The 16,129-nt window shown below is 57.7% G+C and carries 12 protein-coding genes; 10 read left to right on the top strand and 2 right to left on the bottom strand.

All coding sequences use genetic code 11. The features are described 5' to 3' along the window. The first annotated feature begins 2 nt into the window (after positions 1-2). The gene (gene gatB, locus PHQ58_RS06615) at positions 3-1,484 is read left to right on the top strand and encodes an Asp-tRNA(Asn)/Glu-tRNA(Gln) amidotransferase subunit GatB (protein WP_300108725.1); all 1,482 of its coding nucleotides are present in this window, start codon (positions 3-5) and stop codon (positions 1,482-1,484) included. 13 nt (positions 1,485-1,497) lie between these two features. On the opposite strand, the gene PHQ58_RS06610 is transcribed toward gatB, so the two are convergent. Beyond that, positions 1,498-2,169, bottom strand: coding sequence for a DUF4124 domain-containing protein (locus PHQ58_RS06610; protein ID WP_300108723.1), 672 nt, complete (start codon positions 2,167-2,169; stop codon positions 1,498-1,500). Beyond that, a complete protein-coding gene (gene pyrE, locus PHQ58_RS06605) occupies positions 2,160-2,882 on the bottom strand; it encodes an orotate phosphoribosyltransferase (protein ID WP_300108720.1) in 723 nt (240 codons plus the stop codon). Before pyrE ends, PHQ58_RS06610 begins: the two co-directional genes overlap by 10 nt. Before the next feature lie 10 nt (positions 2,883-2,892). Between pyrE and PHQ58_RS06600 the strand changes: the two genes are divergently transcribed. Genes PHQ58_RS06600 through pelG form a run of 9 tightly spaced genes read left to right on the top strand, consistent with a single transcriptional unit; the run spans position 2,893 to position 16,092 of the window. Next, entirely contained in the window at positions 2,893-3,678 is a 786-nt protein-coding gene (locus PHQ58_RS06600; RefSeq protein WP_300108717.1) for an exodeoxyribonuclease III, read from the top strand. A gap of 37 nt (positions 3,679-3,715) precedes the next feature. Then, a complete protein-coding gene (locus PHQ58_RS06595) occupies positions 3,716-6,487 on the top strand; it encodes an endo alpha-1,4 polygalactosaminidase (protein WP_300108714.1) in 2,772 nt (923 codons plus the stop codon). After that, positions 6,450-7,316 carry a hypothetical protein gene (locus PHQ58_RS06590; protein ID WP_300108711.1) on the top strand — a complete coding sequence of 289 codons (867 nt, stop codon included), beginning with the start codon at positions 6,450-6,452 and terminating at the stop codon, positions 7,314-7,316. Before PHQ58_RS06595 ends, PHQ58_RS06590 begins: the two co-directional genes overlap by 38 nt. 14 nt (positions 7,317-7,330) lie before the next feature. Then, positions 7,331-10,249, top strand: coding sequence for a tetratricopeptide repeat protein (locus PHQ58_RS06585; RefSeq protein WP_300108708.1), 2,919 nt, complete (start codon positions 7,331-7,333; stop codon positions 10,247-10,249). A 10-nt stretch (positions 10,250-10,259) separates the two neighbouring features. Beyond that, positions 10,260-10,808, top strand: coding sequence for a penicillin-binding protein activator LpoB (locus PHQ58_RS06580; protein WP_300108706.1), 549 nt, complete (start codon positions 10,260-10,262; stop codon positions 10,806-10,808). An 8-nt stretch (positions 10,809-10,816) separates the two neighbouring features. After that, a complete protein-coding gene (locus PHQ58_RS06575) occupies positions 10,817-12,172 on the top strand; it encodes a PelD GGDEF domain-containing protein (RefSeq protein WP_300108704.1) in 1,356 nt (451 codons plus the stop codon). Further along, positions 12,169-13,209 carry a hypothetical protein gene (locus tag PHQ58_RS06570; RefSeq protein WP_300108702.1) on the top strand — a complete coding sequence of 347 codons (1,041 nt, stop codon included), beginning with the start codon at positions 12,169-12,171 and terminating at the stop codon, positions 13,207-13,209. Before PHQ58_RS06575 ends, PHQ58_RS06570 begins: the two co-directional genes overlap by 4 nt. Further along, positions 13,181-14,731 (top strand): GT4 family glycosyltransferase PelF, encoded by a 1,551-nt coding sequence (gene pelF / locus PHQ58_RS06565; RefSeq protein ID WP_300108700.1) that lies wholly within the window; start codon positions 13,181-13,183, stop codon positions 14,729-14,731. Before PHQ58_RS06570 ends, pelF begins: the two co-directional genes overlap by 29 nt. Then, positions 14,719-16,092 (top strand): exopolysaccharide Pel transporter PelG, encoded by a 1,374-nt coding sequence (pelG, locus tag PHQ58_RS06560; RefSeq protein ID WP_300108698.1) that lies wholly within the window; start codon positions 14,719-14,721, stop codon positions 16,090-16,092. The genes pelF and pelG overlap by 13 nt, the downstream gene beginning before the upstream one ends. The last annotated feature ends 37 nt before the right edge of the window (positions 16,093-16,129 follow it).

The raw sequence follows: 16,129 nt of genomic DNA, 5'->3' as shown, positions 1-16,129 counted from the left end.
ACATGAACACAACTGTCGAAGAGAAAAAACCAGCGACCAAGTCTCTGTTGGTGAGGGGTTACGAAGTGGTGATTGGGTTTGAAACACATTCCCAGTTGTCCACGAAATCCAAGATTTTCAGCCGTGCCCCCACCGCGTTCGGCGCCGAGCCCAATACTCAGGCGTGTGCTGTGGATTTGGCGCTGCCTGGTACGTTGCCGGTGATGAACAAGGGTGCGGTCGAGCGTGCCATTGAATTCGGTTTGGCTGTAGGGTCACACATTGCACCGCGCAGTGTTTTTGCCCGCAAAAACTACTTTTACCCCGACCTGCCCAAAGGCTACCAGATCAGTCAATTTGAGATCCCGGTGGTGCACGGAGGCGCGGTCGAGTTTTACCTGGGCGATGAGAAAAAATCGGTTCGACTGGTGCGCGCCCATCTGGAAGAAGATGCCGGCAAGTCGCTGCACGAAGATTTCATTGGTCAAACTGGCATTGACTTGAACCGTGCCGGTACGCCGCTGCTGGAAATTGTGACCGAGCCCGACATGCGCTCCAGCGCAGAGGCCGTGGCCTACGCCAAAGAGCTGCACAAAATTGTCACCTGGATTGGCATCTGTGACGGCAACATGCAAGAGGGTTCGTTTCGCTGCGATGCCAATGTGTCGGTGCGCAAGCCCGGCGCAGAGCTAGGTACGCGCCGCGAGATCAAGAACCTCAACAGTTTCAAGTTCATGCAGCAGGCTATTGATTACGAGATTCGCTGGCAGATTGAAGAGCTTGAAGATGGCCGTGCCATCCAGCAAGCCACCGTGCTGTTCAACGCCGACACCGGTGAAACACGGGCCATGCGCACCAAGGAAGACGCCGCAGACTACCGCTATTTTCCTGACCCCGACCTGCCGCCTTTAGTGGTGGCGCCAGAGTGGGTAGCGCGTGTGCGTGCCGAGATGACCGAGTTGCCGCGTGTGATGGCCCAGCGCTTTGTGGACGATTTCGGCCTGTCCGATTACGACGCCACGGCCCTGACGCAAAGCCGCGAGGTGGCAGCGTATTTTGAAGCCGCCGCCAAGGCCTGCGGCCAGCCCAAGCTGGTCGGCAACTGGATCATGGGTGAGTTGGCGCGTCGCGCCAATGTAGATGAGATCGAGATCGGTGCTGCACCAGTCACGCCAGCGCAACTGGCGCAATTGGTGACACGAATTCAGGATGGCACCATCTCTAACAACGCCGCGCGTCAGGTTGTGGATGTGCTGTGGTCGGTGCCAGGCAGCGATGTTGATGCCGTCATCGAAGCCAAAGGCCTCAAGCAGATGAATGACACCGGGGCACTGGAAAAAATTGTAGATGCCGTGTTGGCGGCTAACCCGAAGAATGTGGACGAGTTTCGTGCCGGCAACACCAAGGCGCTCAATGCTTTGGTGGGGCAGATCATGAAAGGCAGCCAGGGCAAGGCGAACCCGCAGCAGGTCAACGATTTGTTGCGACAAAAACTGGTGTCTTAACTGACCTTGTTCGCTACTTGGCAGTTTTGGCCGCTGCGTTCATGTTCCAGAGCGGTTGCAGGCGCGACAGCTCTTCGTCAAAGCGTGCATTGGTTCGCGCCATTTCGTTGTCTTTGTCTGCCAAAAACCGGCCTTGCGCAGCCAAGGCTTGCGCCACTGCATCTAGCTGTTGGCGCAGTCTGACAGGTGCTTTGCTGGGGTCTTTGGTGTAAAAAGCCATCTCATCAAGAAGCTTGCCCCGCTCTGCGAGCAGTTCGGTCACGCGCAGCACAGCCGCTTGTTTGACCAGCATCACCTGGCGCAGCGATTCGGCTCTTTCCTTCTGGTGTAGCGACTTGTTCGGGTAGCGAATCAGCAGGGCACGGTCCCGCTTTTTATCTTCCTCCAAGCGCGTCCGTTCCTGTTGCATGGCACGAGCTTTGGTTTCAATATCGTTGTGTTCCTGCGCCGTCAGGTTTGGTCCAATTCTGGCTTTGACGGTGCCACTGGGGTTCAGAATTTGCTGCTCCCTGTCAACGCATTCGGCGATCTTTCGGTCCGACGTGAGCTTGCGGCCTTTGGCGTCAATGCAAGTGTAGATCTCTGGCGTGGGCGCGGTGGTTTGCGCTGCAAGTGTTGTGCAGATGGCCCCCAACAGCGCCGCTGCCAGGGGGCGCGTTAGCCCTAGGCGCGGGGTCAAAGGCATGAGGCTGCCCCGCTCACACCGTAGCGCGCGCGGTAGGCGCGTACACGCTCTTGCGCGTCAGCCAAGCCAGCCACGCTGTGTTTTTCCAGATACAGCATCAGGTCATCCAGTCGGGCAATGGCACACACCTGCAAACCTAATTGCTGTTGCACATATTGCACCGCGCTGTGTGCCACGTTTTGCCCGGCTTCGGTGGCCTTTTCTTGCCGGTCCAGCGCAATCACAACCGCATGTGCGGTTGCACCCGCGGCCTGGATCAGGGCGATTGACTCGCGTGCGGCTGTGCCGGCCGACATGACGTCGTCCACAATCAGCACACGGCCTTTGAGGGGGGCGCCGACCAGCGTGCCACCTTCGCCGTGGTCCTTGGCTTCCTTTCGGTTGTAGGCAAAAGGAACATTGCGACCGAGCCGTGCCAGCTCCACGGCCAAGGCAGCGCCTAGGGGAATACCCTTGTAGGCGGGGCCAAAAATCATGTCAAATTCAATGCCGCTGGCCAGCAAGCGCTGCGCATAAAATTGTGCCAACCGACCCAGCTTGGCGCCATCGTCAAACAGGCCGGCGTTGAAAAAATAAGGGCTTAGCCGCCCGGCTTTGGTTTTAAATTCGCCAAAGCGCAGCACACCACAATCTACCGCAAACTGAACAAATTCTTGTGCCAACGCGTCCTGTTGAGGGGTTTGCTCGGCATGCAATTCACTACGCTCTGTCATGGAAAAATCCTTGTTCAAATTAACCAGCCTCAACCTCAATGGTATTCGCTCAGCCAGCAGCAAAGGCCTGCAGGCCTGGGTCAGCCAAACGGCACCTGATTGTATTTGTGTGCAAGAAGTCAAAGCCCAGGCTAGCGATGTGGTGGGCCGCTTTGAGCAGATGGCCGACTTGAATGGCTATTTTCATTTTGCACAGAAAAAAGGCTACTCGGGCGTGGGGGTGTACACCCGCCAAGAGCCGACCGACGTCAAGGTGGGGTTTGGCCACCCTGACTTTGACGCGGAAGGGCGCTACGTAGAACTGCGTTTCGACTCAGGCCAGGTCAAGCGCTCCATCATCAGCTGCTACTTTCCCAGCGGCTCGTCCGGCGAAGAGCGCCAGCAGGCCAAGTTCAGGTTTCTGGAAGAGATTTACCCACACCTTCAGCGCTTAAAGGCAGAGCGTGAGTTTGTGCTGTGCGGCGATGTCAACATTGCACACCAGGCCATTGATTTGAAAAACTGGAAGAGCAACCAGAAAAATTCAGGCTTTTTGCCCGAAGAGCGCGCCTGGATGACCAAGTTGCTCAGTGAGGGTGGTCTGGTAGATGTTTACCGCCAGTTACACCCGGACACCACGGATGAAGCCTACACCTGGTGGAGCAACCGGGGGCAGGCTTACGCCAAGAATGTGGGTTGGAGACTCGATTACCATTTAGCCACGCCGGCATGGGCCGCGCAAGCACGTCATGTGTCTATATACAAAGGCGAGAAGTTTTCAGATCATGCACCCATCAGCATTGAATATGCTATTTAATTTATAGCTGCTTACGCTTATTAAATAAGGGTTAGAGTTGAAAAAGTCACATATTTTCTGGAGTTGCCTGGTTTGGCTTGGCTTGGTGGCACCTGCGGCTTTGGCGGTACCAGCAAACGAGGGGCCGGCCGTGGCTTTTTACTATGGCGACAACCCGCCCTGGAGCGAGCTGCAGGCCTTTGATCTGGTGGTGGTGGATCCGGACCATGTGCCAGATCCGAAAGCCATTGGCTTGACGCATACCCGGCTGGCGGCTTATGTGGCGCTGGGCGAGGTGCAACCCTCGCGAGGCTATGCCACAAAAATCCCGGCGACCTGGCTGGTCGGCGAGAACAAGGACTGGGGCAGCCGACTGATTGACCAGTCGCGCCCTGAGTGGCCCCGGTTTTTTACCGACAGCGTCATTGCGCCGTTGTGGGACAAGGGTTACCGAACCTTCTTTCTTGACACGCTTGATTCCTATCACTTGTTTGCCAAAACGCCTGAAACCCGGGCGATACAAGAGGCTGGCATGGTGGCCGTGATGGAGGCTTTGGCAACGCGCTACCCTGACATCAAATTGATTTTTAACCGTGGCTTTGAGATTTTGCCGCAGACGCACAAACGGGTGGAGATGGTGGTGGCAGAGTCGCTGTTCCAGGGGTTCGATGCGGGCAAGGGCCAGTACAAGGTGGTGCCTGCAGAGGACCGCGAGTGGCTCACAGGGCAGTTGCGGCGGGCCAATGAGGCATACCAGTTGCCCGTGGTGGTGATTGATTACGTGCCGCCAGCTGAGCGCGAGTTGGCCCGTGCAACAGCCAAGCGCATCAAGGATGCGGGCTTCACGCCTTGGGTTGCGACGCCTGATCTGGCCTCGTTGGGCGTTGGGGCCGTCGAGGTCATGCCGCGGCGTGTGGCGGTGATTCACAGCGTCTTGAAGGACGACTATGCGCTGCGTCAAATGGCGCCGGTGCGTTATGGTGCGATGCCCTTGCAGTACCTTGGGTTCATACCCGAGTACTTTGACGCGCAGCATTTGCCTGGTTTCTCTTTGCCGGGCCGTTACGCCGCAGTACTGCTTTGGCTTGATGCCACGCCCTCGGAGGCAGATCAGCGTGTCTTGCTGGCCTGGTTGGAAAAACAGCGTGCGGATCAGGTGCCCATTGCCATGCTTGGCGCGCCCACTTTTTTGATGGAAGCGCCATTGGGCAAAAAGCTGGGTTTTTCATTGCCTCCGGCTCGTGCAAGCACCCAGCCTGTGCGGGTGGCCCAAAAGGACGCCATGCTGGGTTACGAGCGTGCAGTTTCCGCACCTGTTGATGACTTTTATCCGTTGGCCATTCAACTTGGTCGACCACTGCTCCAGCTGGCACGCGGGTCGGACACACAGGTTGCTGCGGCGCTGACACCTTGGGGTGGTTATGTGTTAACCACGCATTCTTTGGTGGCGTTACCGGGTGAGTCTGGCATTCGCTGGGTGATTGACCCCTTCGCATTTTTCAAGCAGGCGCTGCGCTTGCCTGACCTACCTGTGCCAGATGTCAGCACCGAGTCGGGCCGACGCATGCTCATGGTGCACATGGATGGCGATGGTTTTATCAGTCGCTCGGAATTGCCGGGGAACCCCATGGCAGGTGCGGTAGTGCGTGATCGCATTGTCAAAACGTACCCCATTCCCATGACAATTTCGGTGATTGAAGCCGAACTGTCACCACAGGGCCTGTACCCGGGTTTGTCCAGTGCGGCTGAAAAAATTGCCAAAGATATATTTGCAGCACCCAATGTGGCGATGGCCTCACACAGCTATTCGCATCCGTTTGTTTGGCGCAAAGCCAGTGCGGACGATGCCAATGAAGGCTACAACCTGCGTTTGCCGGGTTATCAGTTTGATCTGCAGCGCGAAATTGAAGGCTCAATCAGTTACATCGAAGACCGCCTGGCCCCGCCAGGCAAAAAGGTCAGCATGTTTTTCTGGACCGGTGACTGTATTCCTGGCAGTGACGCACTGTCTTGGACCAAAAAATTGCAGGTGCAAAACATGAACGGCGGCGACACCATCGCCACGCGTTCACAACCCACCGTGACGCAAGTTGAAGGGCTGGGTGTACCGCGTGCTGGCGGCTACCAGGTCTTTGCCCCCAATCAAAATGAAAACGTCTACACCAACAACTGGACGGGCCCGTTTTATGGTTTTGAGCGGGTCATTGAAACGTTTGAATTCACCGAAACCCCAAAGCGCCTGAAACCGATCAACATCTACTTTCACACCTACCTCACGACCAAGGCGGCAGGCATGAAGTCGCTCGACAAAGTGTTCACTTATGCGTTGGCACAGGAAACCACGCCGGTGTATGTGGCTGATTACGCGCGCAAAGTGCTGGATTTCCAGACCGTGGCCGTAGCCCGCACTGCCTCCGGTTGGCGCGTGCGTGGTGCCCATGATTTGCGCACTTTGCGCCTACCCGCCAGCATGGGCGCACCAGACCTTGCCACCAGTGAATCGGTAGCTGGTTTTGCCAGCTACCAGGGCAGCGTGTATGCGCATTTGAGCGCCGGTTCGGCTGAATTGGCATTGCGGGATACGGCTTCAGACGCCGTTCGCCTGGTGTCCGCCAATGGTCGAATTGAGGGCTTTGAACGCGTGCCTAATGGCTACCGCTGGAGCCTGAGTGCCTATGTGCCGCTCAGATTCACTTTGGCGAACGCTCAGGCGTGTCAGGTGCGTGTGGGTGGACGGTTGCTAGCGCCCAAGCGCCACGTCGACGGACTTAGTTTTTTTGAGATTCAAGACCATGTTGCCAGACCGCTCGAAGCGATATGCCGGGGTTGACGGCCAAATAGCCCGCCTGGAGCTGGCTGCCAATTGGCAGCTGCTCATGGTGGCCTTGCTGGTTGTTGCGTTACTGACGGCCATTTTTCCACGCAATGCCCTGATTGAGCAGTTGTACCAACAGCAAACGCTGGATGATTTGACACTGTCCTATGTGCAAAACATCTACCGTAGCAACCCCAAAAATGCGGATGCGGCCTTGTTGTTGGCCAGAACGCAGCAGCTTGACTTGGACATCCCCAGGCTGGAGTCCTTGGTGCTCGACCTCACCATCTCCGGCGATGTGCGGCAGCGCAACGAGGCGCGTGCCATGTTGCTGAGCGCCTATCGGGATCAGCTGGGCAAACCCATTGACAAGGCGGCGGCAAGTCAGCTGACGGCACGTCTTGTGAGCTTGATGCAAGCGGCCAAAGTCGATGAGCTGCCAGAAAGTTTGGCACGGGCGTTTGGAGACGAAGCGTTCACGCTGAACAGGCCTCAGCTTGGGATAGATTTTTACCGGAAGCTGCACATTGAGCAGTCTGTTGGTGTTCTGGAGGGCTACGGTAACAAGGCCTTGGGCAACGGGCAACACGCAGCCGCAGCCACTTACTACTTCATGGCGCGTGAGCTGGCTGAGTCTGTCGAAGAATCGCGCCGCTTGTTCCAGCGCGGTGTTAGCACGCTGATGGCTGCCAGCCTGTTCAAGCAAGCCATGGAGGAAGCCCGATCACGGTTGGGCGATCTGGCAGATGACCCGCAAACCTTGCGATTTTTGTCGCGCACGGCCATGTCGGCCGGTGACCCGGTGGCGGCTGCAGACTACGCGCGCCGGCTGGTGTTCAGATGAGAGGCTCGGCGTTGATGAACTTGCGTGGATGGCTGCCGCTGCTGGCACTGGTCTGGCCGATCAGTTCGATGCAGTTGGCTCAGGCAGCACCGCCGCTTGCACCCCTTGCAGCAACCGCCGACGCAACGGAGTCGCTGCGTCCCTTTGAACCGCAGGACTTCTCTTTGGCCTTCGACGTGTTGCTGGGTGCAGGTGATTTACAGCGCGCTTTTCTGGTGGCGCAGCGGGCGGTGCAGGTGTTGCCCAACGACCGCCAATGGCGGCGCAAATTAGCGCAGGTGAGTGACTGGACAAAACGGCCCGAGGTGGCCGCGCAACAGTGGCTGGCTTTGTTTGCCCTGGGTGACCGAACCGAAGACACATTGCAGGCGGTGATTCGTTTAGCACCTTTGGCAGATCAGCCAATGCTGGCATTGCAGGCTTGGGCAGAGCTGGCCAAGCAGCAGCCATTGACCGATGTGCAGTGGCAGGATGTGTTCAACTTGTACGAAATGGCTGCGGAGCCGTTGCAAGGCTCCCAGTTTTTCGAGGCGCAGTTTGCCGCTCGGAAGAACCCTAATTTGCTGGAGTTTTCAGCCCGTTTGGCAGAGAGATCCGGTGAAGATGATCGGGCCCAGCGCCTGTATACCCAGCGCGCAAATATGCAGCCGTTTTCGATGGATGTGACGCTCAGGGCCGTGGTGCTCATGATTCGGCGGGACAAGATGCAGGACGCCCTGGCTTTGCTGCAGGCTCATCAGCATCAGGTGCCGGCTCAGGCGATGGCCTACTGGCATCTTTTGGGCCAAGTGGCTTGGGAGGCGGGTGCTTACGACGCGGCGAAAGCGGCTTATGCGCAGTATGTGGGCCAGCCCGAGGCAACGCTTGAGGACTGGTATCGGTTGATTTTTCTGGTGCGCCAGGAGCACCCGGCGCAGGCTGCTGACCTTGCGTTTCAGGCGTATAAGCGCTTCGGAGCGGTAGATCAACTCTTATTGGCTTTGGGTGTCTATGCGGAGTTGGGCGACATGGCAGCGCAATCCCGCCTGTATGCTGAGTTGGGTGGCACGGCCACAGAAGCGCTGTCCAAAGACACGCGGTTTTTGATGTTGCGCGCGCAGTTCTACCAGCGTCAGAAGAAATCGGAGTTGGCATGGACAGACTACCGTCAGGCACTGAAACAAGCGCCCAAAAGCGCAGAGGTGGTGCTGGCAAACTTGTGGTTTTTGATCGACGGCCAGCGTGTTGAGTTGTTGCCTGCACTGATGCGCGAATATGGTGCACAAGCGGCGGCAGACCCGGCATTTTGGCAAGCTTTTGCGGCGGCAAGCCAGGCTCTGGAGCGTCATCGCGAGGCTGTTTTTTGGTACGCCAAGGCAGCGGCGCAAAACCCCAACGACCCCCTGATGCTGTTGAACTACGCCGATGCCCTGGATCGCACCGACCAGCGTGGCATGGCTGACCGCATGCGACGACATGCCTGGCTACAACTCAAACAGAAATACCCTCAGGCCCAGCCTGCTCAGGCGGCCATGCAAAGCTCGGAATTGCTGGCGCTGGCGCGGTTGCGGCTGATGGACCAGCCGGGCGATGCGGGTCAGGCCTTGGTGCGTCAATGGGTCAGCCAGATGCGTGGCTTGCCAGATGCACCGGCCACCGAGCAAACAGCCGTGCTGGTGCTGGGCTGGGCGATTGTGAAAGAGCAGTTCAACAACGCGCGCGCCTGGATGTGGTCGCGTTATGCCCGCCAGAGCCAGTTGGCACCGCCGCTTTGGGGCGACAGCCAGACTGCGTTGCAACTTCACGAAACCCAAACCATGGACCGGTTGCTGACGCGCCACGGCGAGGCGCTGCCGATCTACAACCGCTACGACACAGCGTATGCGCTGGGTCATGTTCAGCAAGCCGTTGACATGGCTTTCAAAGGCATGTCGCAACAAGACGACGAGCCCTTATATGACCGCTATCGCCAGCACGTGCCCGGACACGCCAACTATGTGCAGCTGGGCCTGGGTGTGGCGCATCAAGGTGGCTTGAATAGCCATGGCCTGCGATTTGAGACCCGGCTGGTGATCAACCCCAAACTGCATCTGACCTTGAGCGGCTCACGCCTGCAGCAGACTGGGGTCGACCCGTTGTTACAGGCGCTCAGCCCAGCGACAGACCGCCTGGCCAGCGTGCAGGCGCGCTGGTTGGGTGAGCGAGGCGACACCAGCTTGACGATTGCCCGGCGTGATGAGCTGAACGGTCTGATGAGTTTTCGCCTGCAGCAGAGTGTTCAATTGGGTGGGCGCCTGAACCTTGAGGGGGGCGTCGATTTCAGAACCGAGTCCACGGTGAGCTTGCCGATGCAAGTGGCAGGCTATGAAAACAGCGTGTATGGTGCCGCAAATTACACCTTGGGCAAGCGGGAATACTTCAGGATTGCACCGCGTTACTCGCGCTATTTCACCCAGTTTGGCGACGAATTAGGCAACGGCAGGATGCTTGACATGGAATTTGGCTACCGCATTCGCACCGAATACCCAGACTGGCGGCTGCGGGCATTTTTGACCCGGCAGCTGTTTTCACGGCCAAGCTCCTACAGCCAAGGGTTAGCGGCGCGCCTGCCTGCAGATTTTGTGAATGCTGTTATTCGAGATCTAAACCCAGCGGACCAGGCCACCTACTTCATTCCCGACAGCAGCACCACTTGGGGCGCTTGCTGGGGCATGGGCGAAAACCTTGCGGGTCAAAATCTGCAAACCACTTACACACGCGCCTGGCGCCCATTTTTTGACCTTTGCCTCAACCATAATACGTTGAATGGCTTAGGCTTGAACCGCATTTTTGGGCTGGCGGGGTCAGTCACAGGGGAAGATCATTTGTTGCTGCAACTGCAAAATGGCGACGGCGCACAACCCGGCAGTTCGCCAACCAACTCGCTGGCGGTGCGTTACCGGCGGTATTTTTAGGACTTTTATCATGACATTTTTAAAGTATTTCTGGCTCGGGCTGTGCATGCTGGTGTTGTCAGGGTGTGCCACATCTATTCAATCGTCAGCTAAGCGCGAGCCGCTTGACCCGGCGGCAAAGTGGGTGCTGCTGCCGATTGCCAACAACACCGACACGCCGCAGGCAGGGCTTTCGGCCGAGGCCATGGTTGAGCACCAGTTACGCACGCGCGGCATTCTGGGTGTGCAGCATTACCCCGCCAGCCTGTCGCGCGACAGCCTGTTTGAGCCCACCGAGCGCAAGGTGACCGAAGAAGCCCAGGCATGGGCACGGGGTCAGGGCGCGCGGTATGCCGTGCTCGGCAGCGTGCAGGAGTGGCGTTATAAGGTGGGCATAGACGGTGAACCTGCCGTTGGCATCGCCTTGAAGGTGCTGGATTTGTCCTCGGGTGAGGTGGCGTGGAGCGCATCTGGTGCCAAAAGCGGCTGGAGCCGCGAAGCGCTGTCTGCCGTCGCACAGACGGTGTTGGCCGAGATGTTGAACACCATTCCTCTGGCATCGTCCGCCGCTGCGAAATAGCCAAACACATGGCGCAGTTTTCTTTTGGCCGGCTGCTGAAGACTGTCTTTGGTGGTGAGGCGTTGGCTCCTGAAGCCACCACCACGCGCATGCAGTGGGTGGAAATTGCAGTCATTACCCTAGGCTCTGTCGCGCTGGCGTGGTGGGCCACACCAGACGACCCCACTTTGGCGCAGCAAGGTTTTCCCTGGCTCTTCTTTGCGCCTGTGTTGGTTGCCCTGCGCTATGGCGTGTTGCCAAGCTTGTTGTCGTTCAGTGTGCTGGTGGCCAATTTCTGGCTGGCTTGGCAACTCGGCCGCTTGCCCGATGGCGTGCCTGAAGCCCTGCTTTTTGGGGGTGGCTTGACGGTGCTGCTTTGTGGTGAGTTCAGCGATGTCTGGCGCGACCGCAACAAGCGCATGGAAGAGGCCTACCTCTACATGTCTGAGCGTCTTGCGCGCTTGACCAAACGGCATTTGCTGCTGAACCTTTCGCATGACCGGCTGGAGCAGGAAATGCTGGCACGACCCGGTTCCTTGCGTGATGCCTTGGCCAGGTTGCGGCTACTCTCCACGGAAGCCACGCCTGACAACCCCATGCCTGGTTCGACCGGCTTGCTGCAACTGCTGTCGCAGTATGTGAGCATCGAGTCAGCGCAAATCTATTTGCTGGAGCCGCATGGGTCGTCTTACGTGTTGGGCCAATCCATTGCCCGCTTGGGCGAGCCAGTGGCCATGTCGGGCAGTGATGAGTTGCTGCAACTGGTGCTGGAAAAAGGCGCTCTAGCGCACATTGCCAACCAAGAGGCCAGCCTTCAGCGTCATACCTCCCAGCTGGTGGTGGCGCCCCTGGTGGCCGGGGACAGCGAACTGGTTGGTGTGCTGGCCGTGACCCGCATGCCCTTTTTTGCATTGACAAATGAAAACCTGCAAATGATGTTGGTCATGCTGGGTTATTTTGCCGACAACCTGCGCTCTGCCAGCGGTGTCGCCACCATTCAGAAACAGTTGCCCGACATGCCCTATTTGTTTGCGCAGGAGCTGGCGCGTTTGCTGCGGCTGCATCAAAAGGTTGCTTTGCCAAGTCACATGGTGGTGATGCACTTTACCGGGCCGCGTCGCAATGAAATTCCGGCTGAGTTCTTGCGCATCAAGCGCGGTCTGGACCTGTATTGGCAAACCTTTGTACAGGATGCACCGGTGTTGGTGGTGTTGATGCCATTTGCCTCAAGCTCGGCCAAAGACGGGTTTTTTCTGCGGGTGGAAGAGTGGTTGCAAAGCCGGTTTCAGGGCGATTTTGCGACCTTGAAAATACAGGTGCAGGTGATCGACTTTGACAGCCGGGACCCGTTGGCAGAGTTGGCTGAGGCGGTGGGCCGTTCGTGAACCCGCTTTACTGGACCTGGTCCGCCGTCGTGGCCGACATCGGGCTTTTGTTGAGTCCCATGGTCTTGTCGACTTCGCCGATGGCTTTCTGGGCGGTGTTGCTCGCGCACGCCTTGGTTAGTGTTGTGGCTGGCTTGGCGACCTACGTGATGCTGCCACGGCGCTTTCACCACCCCAGGCTGCCCGTGACGCTCCTGATGTTCTCCTTTGCTTTTGTAGCGCCGGTGATCGGTGCCATTGGCTTGCTGGTGATGATCCGCGCCAACTTGCGCAAGCCGGTGGAAGATGCCCGGTTTGCCGTGCCGGTGTCGCTGGACCTGCCGCTGTACGACGTGCAGTCGAAGGACCAGCACCGCGGCGGCCAAGGTGCCATTCGTTCCCGATTGAGCGAAGCGGTTCCCAGCGGCATTCGCATGCAGTCGCTGTTGACCCTGCAAGCGGTGCCCAGCAAAGTGTCAAACCCCATTTTGGAGGAGCTTTTGAGTGATGCCACCGAAGACGTGCGCCTGGTGGCATTCGGCATGCTGGACGCCGAAGAGAAAAAAATTGCCAAAGAAATCCGCTTCGAATCTGAACGCCTGAAACGCCAGTTGTCCACCGCGCAACGCTATGACTCATTGCGGCGTCTGGCGGAGCTGAACTGGGAGCTGGTTTACGCCTGCCTGATCCAGGGTGAATTGCGCCAGCACATGCTGCGCCAAGCCCGTGCCTACGTAGACCAGGCGCTGGCCTTGAGCGTGCCTACCGGGTCAGGCCTGGTGTTTCTGCAGGGCCGGATACTGCTTGAGTTAGGCGATACAGAGGGTGCTGAGCAGGCCATGCTGCGAGCCATGGATTTGGGGCAACCCAAAACATCAGCGTTACCCTACCTGGCTGAAATTGCCTTTGGGCGCCGTGAGTTTGTACAAGTCAAACAGCTCATGGCGCAACTGACCTCCCTGAATCTGGCATCGCGCACCCGTGCCGTCGAAGACATTTGGGGCGCGCGAGCCAATGAGATCAACTACCGTGACCGTAAATACCTCCCCCATATCTAAAACGCGTTACCCGACGTCGGACAGCGTGGATGTGCTGCTGCTGCTGGAGGGCACGTTTCCTTTTGTCGCCGGTGGTGTGTCGAGCTGGGTCAATCAAATCATTCGCGGCTTCCCGGACATCCGGTTTGGTGCCGTGTTTTTGGGCAGCCGGCCAGAAGACTATGGCGACATGCGTTATGTCCTGCCCGATAACCTGGTGCACCTGCAGGTGGCCTATATTTATGGCGAGCATGACACGCCCCCGGTCGCGCCGGTGGTGGCAGATGCTGACACCATGGCCATGGTGGAAAGTGTTCATACCCAGTTTGAAACCAACCTGCGTGCACCCCAGTGCGAGCACATGTTTGCACAGCTGATGGACGAGGCCGGCCCTGATGGCAAGTTAAGCGAGGAGGTGTTTTTGTACAGCAAAGCCTCTTGGGAATACATCAAGAAGAGTTACCGCAAGCACAGCACAGACCCGTCGTTTGTGGATTACTTCTGGACTATCAGAACCATTCATGCCCCGTTTTGGCGCTTGCGGGAGGTGGCGCTGAGCTGCCCCAAGGCGCGGGTCTACCACTCGGTGTCTACCGGCTACGCCGGCATCTTGGGGGTGTTGCTGAAGCACCGCAACCAGCGGCCATTGATGCTCAGCGAGCATGGTATTTATGTCAAAGAGCGCAAAATTGACCTCTACCAGGCGCAGTGGCTCAAGGACAACCGCAGTGTGTTCGACCGGGATCCATCGCGGGTGAGCTATTTCCGCCAACTCTGGATCCGTTTTTTTGAACATCTGGGCTATGTGACCTATCAGGCGGCCAACGACATCATTGCGCTGTTTGAGGCCAACCGGCAGCGGCAGTTGCAGGATGGCGCACCGCCTGAGCGCACGGGCAATATTCCCAACGGCGTGGATGTTGCGCGATTTGCAGCGCTGCGCTTGCAGCGTCCCCCAGTGGTGCCCAAGGTGTTGTGTCTGATCGGGCGTGTGGTGCCCATCAAGGACATCAAGACCTTCATTCGTGCCATGGTGACTGTGGTCAAGCATTTGCCTGAAGCGCAAGCCTGGATAGCCGGGCCCGAGGAAGAAGCTCCCGACTACGCGCAGGAGTGCCGCGACCTGGCAGCGCAATTGGGCCTGACTGATGCGGTCAAGTTTTTGGGCTTTCAGAAGCTCACCGACCTGTTGCCAAAGGTCGGGCTGGTGGTGTTGAGCTCCATCAGTGAAGGCCTGCCCCTGGTGATTCTTGAGGGCTACGCCGCCGGTGTGCCCACGGTGGCTACCGACGTCGGTTCGTGCCGACAATTGGTGTTCGGCTTGCCCGGCGAGGATGCCGCGTTCGGTACGTCTGGCCAGGTGGTACGTATTGCTGACCCAGAGGCCTTGGCGCAAGCAGCGCTGGCCTTGCTGGGGGATGAGGCCGCGTGGCACAGCGCCAGCGTTGCGGGCATCAAGCGGGTCGAGGCCTACTATGCCCAGGACGTCATGTTTGCCCGCTACCGGGCGCTTTATGAGCGGAACTTGCAATGGCAGGCATAGGCTTCGAGCTGCGTAAGCTCCTCAAGAAACAGACCTACTCAGGCCTGTTGCAGGCCTACGCGTTTGCCGGGCTGATCAGCTCCGGGCCTTGGGTGCTGTCGATCATCGGCATCATGCTGATTGGCGTGTTGAGTCTGGGCCTGGTGGCGCCCAAAGAGGCGATTTCACAGTTTCAGGTGACGGTGACCTACCTTTTTCTGATCTCATTGATTGGAACTGGCCTGGTGCAGTTGTCGTTTACCCGTTTTGTCGCTGACCGTATCTTTGAGAAAAAAGAAACCGCGATTCTGCCCAATTTCAATGGGCTGATTTTGGTGGCGGTGGTGGTCAGTGTGCTGCTTGCCTTGCCGGCCGCGGCTTTTCTTTTTCCAGAGCAAACGGTGCTTTACCGTTTGTTGTTCATTTTGGGCCTGGCGATCATGTCGGCAATCTGGATTGCCACCGTCTTTTTGACCGGCATGAAGCATTACCGGGCCATTGTGCTGATCTTTTTCATAGGCTATAGCGCCACTTTGGGCTTGGCCATGCTTTTTCGGCCCTTTTTGGGCATGGACGGCCTACTGCTCGGTTTTGTGTTGGGCCACTACCTGTTGTTGATGGGCATGATCTGGCTGATTTACCGCACTTACCAGTCCGACCAGTTCATCGCCTTTGACATTTGGAAGTCTGGCGCCATGTACGGCGCCCTGATGGCTACCGGTTTTCTGTTTAACCTGGGTGCATGGATTGACAAGTTGATGTTTTGGTATTTCCCCGGCACCGGCCAACAGGTGATTGGGCCTTTGCACGCGTCGGTGATTTATGACTTTCCTATTTTTCTTGCCTACCTGTCCGTGATTCCTGGCATGGCCGTTTTTCTGGTGCGCATTGAGACCGACTTTGTTGAGTATTACGTGAAGTTCTATGACGCCGTGCGGGACGGCGCCACATTGGACTACATCGAGCGCATGCGCAACCACATGGTGTATTACGTGCAGCGCGGCTTGTTTGACATTGCGAAGATTCAGGCCATTGCGGTGCTCGTCACCTTTGCGCTGGGTGGCGTGTTGCTGAAGGCTGTGGGTATTTCCACGCTGTACCTTCCCCTGCTGTATGTGGATGTGGTGGGCGTCGCGTTGCAAGTGGTGCTGCTGGGTATTTTGAATGTGCTGTTTTATCTGGACCAGCGTCGGGCGGTGGTCGGGTTGACGGGGCTGCTGGTGGTCTCCAACGCGGTCTTCACGGCGATTTCCCTGTACCTGGGGGCGGCGTGGTTTGGCTACGGTTTCGCGTTGGCCATGTTGCTCACAGTGTTGACCGGTATTTGGGTGCTGAACAGAAAGCTTGAGCGCCTTGAGTATCAGACCTTCATGCTGCAATGATGCAGCCTGCACACAGCGGCTTTTCATCGTTTATTTC

Source organism: Rhodoferax sp. (assembly GCF_028688795.1).
GTDB lineage: Bacteria > Pseudomonadota > Gammaproteobacteria > Burkholderiales > Burkholderiaceae_C > Rhodoferax.
The sequence above is the reverse complement of the archived record's forward strand: the minus strand, read 5'-3'. Positions and strand labels throughout refer to the sequence as shown.

Excerpts from the sequence above, each read along its gene's own strand:
- gatB (WP_300108725.1), top strand. The coding sequence starts at position 3 with ATGAACACAACTGTCGAAGAGAAAAAACCAGCGACCAAGTCTCTGTTG.
- PHQ58_RS06610 (WP_300108723.1), bottom strand. The coding sequence starts at position 2,169 with ATGCCTTTGACCCCGCGCCTAGGGCTAACGCGCCCCCTGGCAGCGGCG.
- pyrE (WP_300108720.1), bottom strand. The coding sequence starts at position 2,882 with ATGACAGAGCGTAGTGAATTGCATGCCGAGCAAACCCCTCAACAGGAC.
- PHQ58_RS06590 (WP_300108711.1), top strand. The coding sequence starts at position 6,450 with ATGTTGCCAGACCGCTCGAAGCGATATGCCGGGGTTGACGGCCAAATA.
- PHQ58_RS06585 (WP_300108708.1), top strand. The coding sequence starts at position 7,331 with ATGAACTTGCGTGGATGGCTGCCGCTGCTGGCACTGGTCTGGCCGATC.
- PHQ58_RS06580 (WP_300108706.1), top strand. The coding sequence starts at position 10,260 with ATGACATTTTTAAAGTATTTCTGGCTCGGGCTGTGCATGCTGGTGTTG.
- PHQ58_RS06575 (WP_300108704.1), top strand. The coding sequence starts at position 10,817 with ATGGCGCAGTTTTCTTTTGGCCGGCTGCTGAAGACTGTCTTTGGTGGT.
- pelG (WP_300108698.1), top strand. The coding sequence starts at position 14,719 with ATGGCAGGCATAGGCTTCGAGCTGCGTAAGCTCCTCAAGAAACAGACC.